This window comes from Flammeovirga sp. EKP202 (genome assembly GCF_014534745.1).
In the GTDB taxonomy this organism is placed as follows: Bacteria; Bacteroidota; Bacteroidia; order Cytophagales; family Flammeovirgaceae; genus Flammeovirga.
Genome location: NZ_JACVVP010000024.1, coordinates 94516 through 105088 on the forward strand (window position 1 = coordinate 94516; position 10573 = coordinate 105088).

At 35.9% G+C, this 10573-nt stretch carries 6 protein-coding genes and 1 tRNA gene; all 7 read right to left on the minus strand.

Annotation, left to right across the window (positions count from 1 at the left end):
- Positions 1-326 precede the first annotated feature (326 nt).
- Positions 327-1520, minus strand: a complete 1194-nt coding sequence (locus IC221_RS15825) for a hypothetical protein (RefSeq protein WP_188169902.1) — start codon at positions 1518-1520, stop codon at positions 327-329.
- A gap of 22 nt (positions 1521-1542) precedes the next feature.
- On the minus strand, positions 1543-2559 hold the full coding sequence (locus IC221_RS15830) for a porin family protein (RefSeq protein ID WP_188169903.1): 1017 nt from the start codon (positions 2557-2559) through the stop codon (positions 1543-1545).
- A 59-nt stretch (positions 2560-2618) separates the two neighbouring features.
- Positions 2619-5771 carry a hypothetical protein gene (locus IC221_RS15835; RefSeq protein ID WP_188169904.1) on the minus strand — a complete coding sequence of 1051 codons (3153 nt, stop codon included), beginning with the start codon at positions 5769-5771 and terminating at the stop codon, positions 2619-2621.
- A gap of 41 nt (positions 5772-5812) precedes the next feature.
- Positions 5813-7162 (minus strand): hypothetical protein, encoded by a 1350-nt coding sequence (locus tag IC221_RS15840; RefSeq protein ID WP_188169905.1) that lies wholly within the window; start codon positions 7160-7162, stop codon positions 5813-5815.
- A 318-nt stretch (positions 7163-7480) separates the two neighbouring features.
- Positions 7481-8749: a replication-associated recombination protein A gene (locus IC221_RS15845; protein ID WP_188169908.1), complete on the minus strand. Its 1269-nt coding sequence runs from the start codon at positions 8747-8749 to the stop codon at positions 7481-7483.
- Between the two features lie 115 nt (positions 8750-8864).
- Complete coding sequence (guaB, locus tag IC221_RS15850; protein WP_188169906.1) at positions 8865-10340, minus strand: IMP dehydrogenase; 1476 nt, start codon at positions 10338-10340, stop codon at positions 8865-8867.
- 159 nt (positions 10341-10499) lie between these two features.
- Positions 10500-10573: transfer RNA gene (locus IC221_RS15855), tRNA-Val, on the minus strand.

Here is a 10573-nt window from a genome sequence, read left to right on the forward strand (position 1 = left end):
TTTTATTGTGTCTGCCATTGAAGCACTGTTTTACATTAAAAAGTCAAAAAAATAGAATTGTACTCAATAGATTGATAAAACAGCTGTGTTTATAGATAGACCTTAACAGGTTTCTTATAGTAAAGAATAGAATAAAAGCGATTGATATCTAATTAACTCTCAAGGATTTATTTTCAAAATATCATTACATAAAATAGAGTTATGCTTTTTTCTAATTTGCTTTGATTAGATTAAAAAATTCTATTTTAAAAATTCCTCAGCGATTCGTTTATTCTATTATTTAATTTATTACAACAAGTATGTAAACGTATGTTAAGATGAAAAAGTTATAGTTTTGATAAATTACCTGTTTCATCCAATTTGAGTAAACAGATTTTATCATTATTTCCAAAGAAACCAGTACCTACAATAACAATAGAGTTGTCTTCTTCAATCAGCACTTTTGTACCGAAATCTACTCCTTCATGCCCTACTGTATTTTGCCAAATAACTTCTCCTTGAAAATTCAATTTTAAAACTAAAATATCCTCACTGTTAGAGTTTTGGTTGGAACTACCTGTAATAAAAATTCCAGTAGAGTTGATCACCATATCGTTTCCGACATCAATACCGTCACCACCATACTCAATGAGTGCTCCTGGATTTCCATTGTTATCCAACCTAGAGAAAATAATATCTTTATCATTTGCTGAAGTTTCCCTTCTACCTAAAATATATAAATTCCCATTATAATTTTTGATTGCTACACCAAACTCATCATCAAAAGTAGATACTTGCTTGTCCCATACAATATTTCCCAATCTGTTGACACTTACCGTTCTCATATCAGAGACCACTACTTCCTGTTCTTCATCGTTTACTTTTGAGATATCAACAGAGCCAAATAAATAATAAAATTGTGCTCCATCTTCAGCAGATGAATTCCCTAAGTCGTCTGACCCTTCATCACCTTTATATCCTTCTACTTTTTCCCAAATAATACTGCCAGCATTGTCTAACTTCATACTCAGCATATCCCATTCATTCTGGGCATTTTTAATTTCTCCAACAAGAAGATATCCACCTTCTACTAAAGGTTCGATAGAGTTATATCTGACTTGAATATTGGGTGTTGTGGGCTTTAAAACAATTGGATCGTTCTCATTGAAATCACTACCATCAGGTTTAGTATAAGTTAATATTCCTGTCGTATCGTTTCTGTTGGATAAAATAACGATATCATCATTTTCCAATTGAATCATACCGACTGCTTTATCTTCATTTAGATCGCCTTCATAAACAGACTGCCACTCTTCGTTGCCATTCTTATCTGTTTTGACCAACATAATTGAAGCACCTGAAGTTGAAGACTCAGTATTTCCTAATAATAAATATCCATCAGATAATGATATTATATCTACACCTTGCTCTTTACTTGAGGTGCCAAAAAATTTAATATAGGTTTCGCCAGATTTATAGGAGTCTTCTTCTTCGCAACCTATAAAAAAGATAATCAACAAAAAAAATGGTATATATCGCATTATAATAATGTCTTGTAGTTGTCTAGTCGATGTTCTTGTATTTCCTTAAAACTTTTGGTTTGTAAAGATCATAGGAGAATACAATGTTTAATGCTAAAATGTTGAGTCTTGTATCATTATCAATAAAACCATAATTGAAAATCAGGTCTGGATTATCGAATCTATTATTAGGTTTATTGAATGAAGATAATGCATAAGTATATGTAGCGTAAATATCCCAATGAGTCATTCTTGTTTTCACTTGAAAACCCACTTGTGCTGTTGCCTCATAAAGCATTTCATTTCTTTGATCTTTTATATCAATAGGAGAAGGTTCAATATCTGCTATATCACTTTCATCAAAAGATTGAGTACCTTCGATTGTTGAGGAAAGTAAATACCTCATAGCTCCACCTGCACCTATAAATGGTTTTAGTTTTGTATTAGGTGCAATTATCCACCTTAATGTTAATGGTACGTGTAACCATGATTGATTTTCTGTCATTGTTGTAGTAGAAAATGATAATGGTCTTTCTACTGTTTCAAAGGATACGTTCTCATAAGTAGGCGATAAATTGATTTGAATTTTCTTACTAATTAAATAAGAAAAAGAAACACCTACTTTAAAATTCACTTTAGGGTTATACTGTACAGATTGATGTAAACTTTCTTTACCCACACCATAGGTTTGATCAATAAATGCTTGATTATAAGTTAAACCAGCCAAAAGACCGAACGTCATGATAGGTCTAGTCCTAAATTTCTCATAAAGCTTTTTGAGTTCAGCAGGATCTGAATTCGCAGGTTTATATTCAGGGTATTCTCGTAGAAGATTCAGCATCTCTTCCTCTGCTTCAGGTAACTTATCAGAGTATAAATAAGATAGAATGACCAATCTCCTTGCTGCAGTTTGTTTGGCTTCAGTTTCGTAACCAGAATTAATACAGTTGGCCAACTCCAATGGTACTTGTAGAAGTTTACCTTCTAAATACATTGCATTGGCACGTACATATAATTCCTCACAGCTTTGAGCGACACTGCTTTCTATTGTTTGTATCAATAAAAACAGGAATAAAAAAAATCTGAATGAAGTTTTAAAAAAATACAATGTCTAAAAATTTAGTTTATGTCCGATCCACTACAAACATTTCTATTGTCAATACCTTCTCCTACATACCTGTTCCACTCTTTTGGTGTCATTTCTTTTCTAGGCATTAAAGAGCAAACATTATCTGATAAAGTAGGAATATCTAATTCATATCTTCTCAAGTCATGTCCAGAAGTACCCACAAATAATGTTCTTCCATGGTCTGCGAATGAGGCTTCAGAAGCCCATGCTCCCAAGTCATTTAATATGATTGGAGATTCATTTGTTCTGCCTTTTTCAATGTTCCAGATTCTGGCTGACCCATCCAAACTAGTACTCACTAATCGTTTGCGTTCGTTGTCAAATTTTAAAGAAGTAACACGAGTATCATGTCCTTGCAAGTTATCAATTTCTGTTCCTGTTATTCTATCCCAAAGAATTAGTTTTCCGTCCTCAAAACCTAACGCTACTGTCTTTCCATCATCTGAAAAAGCCAAAGCTGTTCCGGTCACTCTTTGATCCGAATAAACTTGGGTCTCATTACATTCACCATCAGGGCACCATTTTAATACAGCTCCTGATTCAAGCATTCCCCAAATACTTCCGTCCAAACTTGATACTTGTAATTTTGTAATCCTTGAAGATGTTTGAACAAAACTAGCAACAGCATAACTTTCTACATCCACTGAGTATATTTTTTGAGTTTGTCCGGCAACGAAAATGCGATCTCCGAATTGATCAAAAGATCCCGTCCATAATTTACCTTTTGAAACTTCTACTTTCTGTAACTCCTCAAATGCAGGATAACTGAAAATCGTCAACTCACCTTGCTCAGTGAAAATTGCTGCTCTTCCTTTGTTTTTCGATACTAAGAACCCTCTAATAACTCCTTGATTTTCAGAAATCAATTCAGATTCTAAGCTTCCATTCTTCCATTTGTGAATTGTACCGTCTGAACCAGCAGAATACAATACATTTAATTCAGGATCAAAAAACAATGTTCTAACATAGTCAGTATGACCTTTCATTAAATTAAAGTCATCACCTTTAAAGCCTTTCACTGACTGATATAAACCTTGATACACATCGGGGTGTGGATCTAGGCCTTTGTACTGTTCATTAAATCCATAGGCTTGTGCCGCTAAAAGGGCTTTTTGCTCAGGATCTTTTAATTGAAGCGATTTTACGGCTAATGCCTGTGCAATAGAAAGGAAACGGAGTGTATCTGCATTTGCTTTTGCAAGATCCGCGGCTTCTTTTTGTTGCTGTGCCTCTTTTGATTTTTTATCCGCTATATCTGCATTGAGCGTTGCTTTATCTTTTTCAGCATCTGCTAATTGTCTTTGCTTTTCGGCTTCAACCAATGCTAAACGAGCTCTCTCCGATTGTCTTAAAGCCACATTCTTCTGATAATCAGCTGAATCTTTTGCTGCTTGTGCAATCTCTGTTTGTTTACGAGCTTCATCAGCGGCTTGCTCTGCTAATACTGTTTGTGCCTCTGCCTTTTTCTTTTGCTCTTCAGCAATTCTCGCACTCTCTTTGGCTTTCTCACCAAATTCAGTGGCTTGTATCGCAGCTATTTCAGCATCTCTTGCCTTCATTTGTGCAAAAATCACAAGCATAATTGCACCAATAGTAGCTGCAGCCAAAACGAGTGCAATAACCTTAGTACGCTTTACAATTCTTTTTTGTAACCTTTCCTTTACTCTTTGCTCCTCTTCGTACTCTTCTTGACTCGATTTCAAGAAGGTAACCGCTCTTTCGTAAGAAGGTTCATATTGAATAGCCCATGCAAGATTGGGTCTAAATCTTTCTTTCCACTGAATGGCAATGTACAAATCTGGCGGACGCCATAAGCTTGCCTTCCCTTGTTGATACATGGAAGCAGCTTCCGCAAGACGTTTATATATTTTTACAGCTTCATATTCTTCATCTACCCAATCTCTACAACGAATCCATACACGCATTAAAGATTCATGTGAAATATCAACAACTGTGTCGCTTATCACATCAACGCTTTGATCAGGCATCAATAAGGTTCTTCCTGAAGTTCTGAAACGATCCACTACACTAATCACAATCTCCTCTTCCGTCTCAGCAATATGTGCTAGGCTTTTTAATTTTGTAGGTCTACGAATTCCTCTACCATCATCTCCTTTTTCTGTCAAAGCCTTGAATAACTTTTCACAGATCAATTTCTCCTCTTCAGACAATTCACGGTAAGCCTCATCGGCGTGTTGAGAAAGTGCTTCTCCCATTCCACCAATGGCTTCATAATGGTACACATCTACTTCGTCATTATCATCCGAATGAGAATTCCAATATTCCCAAGTTCTCATCAAAGCGTGTTGCATGATGGGAAGTTGATCTTGGGTGTCCCCTAGGTCATTGAGTAATCTTTGTAAAAGTCTTGGAGAAATCTTGGCACCACCTACTGACATTGGGCCAAGTACAGCCTCTTTCTTTTGATCCCTCGTCATTTGAGGAATCAAATAATGGCTTTCATTGATAAGGTAAGTAAGTTCTGGGAATCGTGCACAATCACCGATGTAGTCTGAACGCATGGTCATGACTACATAAATAGGTGTTTTCTTTTGCTTTGTTGCTTCTACCAACAGTTTCACAAAAGCGGATGCCATCCCCATCGAAAGGTCTTCTGATTCTAATCTAGAAAATCTAAAAAGCTCTTCGAACTGATCTATTAATACAAGGAAGTTACTTCCTTCTTCTTTCTGTAATCGATCTACTAAATTCACTAGACCTTTAGAACTACTAAGTAGCATTGTGATCGCAACATTCAACAGTAATTCTTGGTCTTCTTCAGATTTTTCAGAATAAGTGGTAGTAGATTGCAGTACTGCTAATGCCAGGTTTTTGATAGGGTCAGTTCCTGGTCTAGAGGTCGATACATTCCATGAAGAACCTTGTTTCTCCATAAAACCACCTTGAAGGGCAGGAATTAAACCACAATAAATCAAAGAAGACTTACCTGAACCTGAAGCACCTAGTGCTGCAACAAATCTATTTTTTTCTAAACGCCATAGTACTTCCTCAGTTTGGCCATCTCTACCAAAAAACAAGAAAGTTTCATCTGTACGGAATGGTCGTAATCCCGGGAAGGGATTAAATTGACCACCTAAGATCAACTTTTGAGCATCTGTATTTGTGGATGAAAATGAATTCATAGAAAGTCAGAGAATAGAAAATTTAAATTAAGACAATTAAATTAAAATGATGATAAAAAGCTAAGTAAATCATCGGAAATCATTACATCGTCGAAAACGAAGATACCGACAGATTGATAGAGTGGATTACCATCTAAGATTTTAGATAATCTCGATGCCGTTCCATAATTTGTAGCAACAATTGCTTTCGTGTTTAAAGGTTCAACTCTACCCAAACCAGAAGCACGTAGATTGTCCTGCAATTTGGCAAAAATCCAATCATCTGGAGCCTTATCAACAAAAATAATGGTGCTATTACAGACTTGAAGATGTCTTTGATGTTGTCTTCTCATCATTTTTGCACCTTGTCCTGTCCCCAATTTTAAAATACCAAAACCCAAAGTTGATAATCTATCCTCAAGTACTCCAGATTGCGTTACGTCTTCTACATCACACATGACATAAACTTTCTTTGAAGCAAAGTCATCATTTAATGCAGCAACATCATGATCACTAGAAGTGCTTAACTCTCCATGGAGAATGGTTTTAAACTTCTCTAAGTCTGTTTTAAAAGTGTAGGTTGCCTCATGTTCATCAACATTCTTAAGAAGTTTCTCTATATAAAATTTTCTTTTATCTGTTGAAAAACGAACTGTAGGCGGTACCCAAACAAACTTTTTGATTCTGTTGTTATTCTGAAGCACATAAGTCTCCGTCACTTTTTCTTGCCATTCTAAAAACGAATAGGCATCATGATTTATTTTATCACCTTCTCTCCCACCAGCTAGGTGAATGGCAATTTCAACAGCATTTAGATCTTGCCATTGTGTTTGTGACATTTCATCAGTGTGGCATGGATAGTCTTTTTTGGGCAGGATATCAAAACCAAAAGCTTTGAGGTCTCTTTTTAAGAGTAATCTTTCCATCCTCAAATCATCTGAAGTATCTCCAAGAAATACTTTTTGAGAATACTCCTGAACATTGAACGCATCAAAAATATCAAGGGCTAAATCAGAAATTACTAACCAATAAAAAACCCGGTAACCTTCTAATAGAGGAATAGAAAGTGTAACTTCTTTTCCAATTCTGTTATCAAATCTTGAAAGGTGATAAGTACGTAAATGTTTTATGGATTCGGGTTGGCAATCCTCTCTAAAAGAGTTAAGAAACAGTTTATAATTCTTTTGATTGTCGTTTAAACTTACATCAACATTCGTTTCTTCACAAACAAACCATACAACAATATCAGCCTCCGAATTGGCAACAGTACCAAAAGAGACGTTGACTTGTATATTTTGGGATCTCATTTCTTTCAAGGCCACTTGTAAAGCATCTGAAACCATGAAGCCTAATTCTAGATAATCGTCAGGGGTCTCCTGATCTGCATTCACACAAACAATATGAATATGCATAGATTTAGTAAAAGTTTGTAATTAAGTGAAACGAATTGATTTTGTAAGTAAAAAATAACCAACTTATACGCTAACTTACATCAACATTGATCTAATAAAAAATAAAAAAGGGATTGAATTTATCAATTCGTTCTTTTTATTATACAAAATATAGGAATAATCACATTGAAACCCCTTAAAAAATCCATTTTTAAGTCAATTAAAGCTATATCACCTTTCTAAAGTTCAAAAGTCAATCTACAGCTTGTTAAGCCATAAATAGAGGTTACAAAACATTACATCTCACTTTTGAGAGGCATAATGACAGAAAATTAATGTTTAATATTGATACTTTTTCTGCCACATCAATTGCAACCTATTCATCATCTCTTTTTCTCTACTATTTACTTTGGGTTTATAAAGTGTTTTCCCTTCTAATCCTTCAGGCATATATTCTTGCGGAATAAAACCTTGCGGATCATCATGAGGATAGATATAAGCATCTGCATATCCTAATTCTTTCATCAATTTAGTAGATGCATTTCTAAGGTGTAAAGGTACTGGTAAGTCTCCGGTAGTTTTTACCATTTTTTGAGCATCTTTAATGGCCATATAAGCTGCATTACTTTTAGGAGAACATGCCAAGTAAGTTGTAGCTTGTGACAACACAATTCTACCTTCGGGCATACCGATATTCTGAATGGCCTGCATACAATTATTAGCGATCAATAAAGCATTTGGATTTGCGTTACCAATATCTTCTGAAGCAGAAATGATCAATCGTCTTGCAATGAATTTAGGATCTTCTCCCCCTTCAATCATTCTTGCCAGCCAATACACGGCAGCATTTGGATCAGAACCTCTGATAGATTTAATGAAAGCCGAAATAATATCATAATGGGATTCTCCCTTCTTATCATAGCGTGCTGCTCTCTGTTGAGCGACTAAAGCCACTAACTCATCGGTGATTATGATTTCACCATTTTCTTCTTTTGCAGCATCAACAGAAAGCTCCAATAGGTTTAATAACCTTCGGGCATCTCCTCCAGAGTATCGTAATAGGTTGTATGTTTCTTTTAACTGAATAGTCTTCTTTTTAAGATAAGCATCTTCTTGGATTGCCCTATTTACTAATTCCAATAAATCCTTCTTATCCAAAGATTCCAAAACATAAACTTGACTTCTTGAGATCAAAGCCGAATTCACTTCAAAAGATGGGTTTTCGGTCGTTGCACCTACTAAAACTATGATACCTTTCTCTACCGCATTTAATAAGGCATCTTGCTGTGATTTACTAAAACGATGGATTTCATCTATAAAAAGGATAGTACCGTATGAATAGGTTGCTTCTTTTATCACATCCCTTACATCTTTTACTCCGGCACTTACAGCGCTTAGTGTTTTGAAAGGCCTTCCGGTAGCCTCAGCTAACAATCTTGCTAATGTCGTTTTGCCTACACCCGGAGGTCCCCACAAAATCATTGATGGAATAGTTTTACTTTCAACCATTCTTCTAAAAACACCATCATCTCCCAAAAGGTGACGCTGTCCTACCACATCAAAAACTGATTTTGGTCTCATTCTCTCCGACAAAGGTGCGGCTCCCATCATAACTTTATTGTATTAATTTTAAACACTAAATTGTTCAATATTATAGCAAATATACATATAAAAAAAGAGGTCAAGCATTGCCTGACCTCTCTTAATTTTATGCAAATAAAACTTACCCTTTTGAAGAGTAGTTTGGAGCTTCTCTTGTAATTGTGATATCGTGTGGATGTGATTCTTTCACACCTGCACCTGTAATCTTTACAAATTTAGCATCTTTCAATTGATCAATAGATCCAGCACCACAGTAACCCATACCTGCTTTTAATCCACCTACTAATTGATAAAGAACTTCCTCAACACGCCCTTTGTAAGGTACACGTCCAGCGATTCCTTCTGGTACTAATTTTTTGATATCATCTTCTGCATCTTGGAAGTAACGGTCTTTAGAACCTTGGTTCATTGCTTCTACAGAACCCATACCTCTGTATGATTTGAACTTACGTCCTTCGAAGATAATCATATCACCAGGAGCCTCGTCAGTACCTGCTAATAATGAACCAATCATTACTACGTCAGCACCACCAGCGATAGCTTTTACTAAGTCACCTGAGAAACGAATACCACCATCAGCAATGAAAGGAATACCTCTTTCTCTTAATACTGAAGCTGCTTCGAATACTGCTGATAACTGAGGAACACCAACACCTGCAATTACACGTGTAGTACAGATTGAACCTGGTCCAACACCAACTTTGATACCATCAGCACCTGCATCTGCCAACATCTCTGCTGCCTCCGCTGTTGCAATGTTACCTACAATAACATCTAAATCTGGGAATTCCTTTTTGATTCTCTTTAATGCATCAATTACACCTTTAGAATGACCGTGAGCAGTATCTAAACCTACTACATCAACACCTGCTGCTTTTAATTCAGCTACTCTTTCCATAAGGTCAGCAGTCACACCAATTGCAGCACCAACTCTTAAACGACCATATTGATCTTTACAAGCGTTTGGTCTGTTCTTGTTCTTAAGAATATCTCTATACGTAACCAAACCAACTAATTTGTTTGATTTACTTACGATTGGAAGTTTTTCGATTTTATGCTCTTGAAGAATCTCTTGAGCCTCGTCTAATGTGATACCATCTGCTGCTGTGATTAGGTTATCCCTTGTCATCACATCTTTTACAGCGATGCCTAAATCCTTCTGGAAACGAAGGTCTCTGTTTGTTAAAATTCCGATTAGAAGTCCTTCTTCGTCAACTACTGGAATACCACCAATTTTGTATTCTCTCATTAACTCGTTTGCTTCAAATAATGTTTTGTTAGCAGTTAACGTAACTGGGTCCAAAATCATTCCTGATTGCGAACGCTTGACTTTTCGTACTTGGGAAGCTTGTTGTTGAATGGTCATGTTTTTATGAATGAAGCCTAAGCCTCCTTCTAATGCCATTGCGATAGCTAACTCAGCTTCTGTAACAGTATCCATTGCAGCTGATACTAAAGGAATATTCAACGCAATGTTTTTTGTTAACATTGTTTTTGTAGTTGTCTCTCTTGGTAGAATTTCAGAGAAACCTGGTCTTAATAGCACATCATCATATGTGAGTGCTTCGTACAAAACTTTACTTGGATCGATAGCCATTTGAAGCAAATAATTTAACTGTGATTATTTGCGGTGCAAAGTTAGAACTATATATGACTATACAATAATATTGTTGTAATTTTTTTGTAAATTTTTCTCAATCAGTATTTTACAGAAATAAAAAAAGGACACACGTATAACGCATGTCCTTTTTTATTGTGGGGCGTACTGGATTCGAACCAGTGACCCCCTGCTTGTAAGGCAGGTGCTCTAAACCAACTGAGCTAACACCC

Excerpts from the sequence above, each read along its gene's own strand:
- IC221_RS15825 (WP_188169902.1), bottom strand. The coding sequence starts at position 1,520 with ATGCGATATATACCATTTTTTTTGTTGATTATCTTTTTTATAGGTTGC.
- IC221_RS15835 (WP_188169904.1), bottom strand. The coding sequence starts at position 5,771 with ATGAATTCATTTTCATCCACAAATACAGATGCTCAAAAGTTGATCTTA.
- IC221_RS15840 (WP_188169905.1), bottom strand. The coding sequence starts at position 7,162 with ATGCATATTCATATTGTTTGTGTGAATGCAGATCAGGAGACCCCTGAC.
- IC221_RS15845 (WP_188169908.1), bottom strand. The coding sequence starts at position 8,749 with ATGGGAGCCGCACCTTTGTCGGAGAGAATGAGACCAAAATCAGTTTTT.
- guaB (WP_188169906.1), bottom strand. The coding sequence starts at position 10,340 with ATGGCTATCGATCCAAGTAAAGTTTTGTACGAAGCACTCACATATGAT.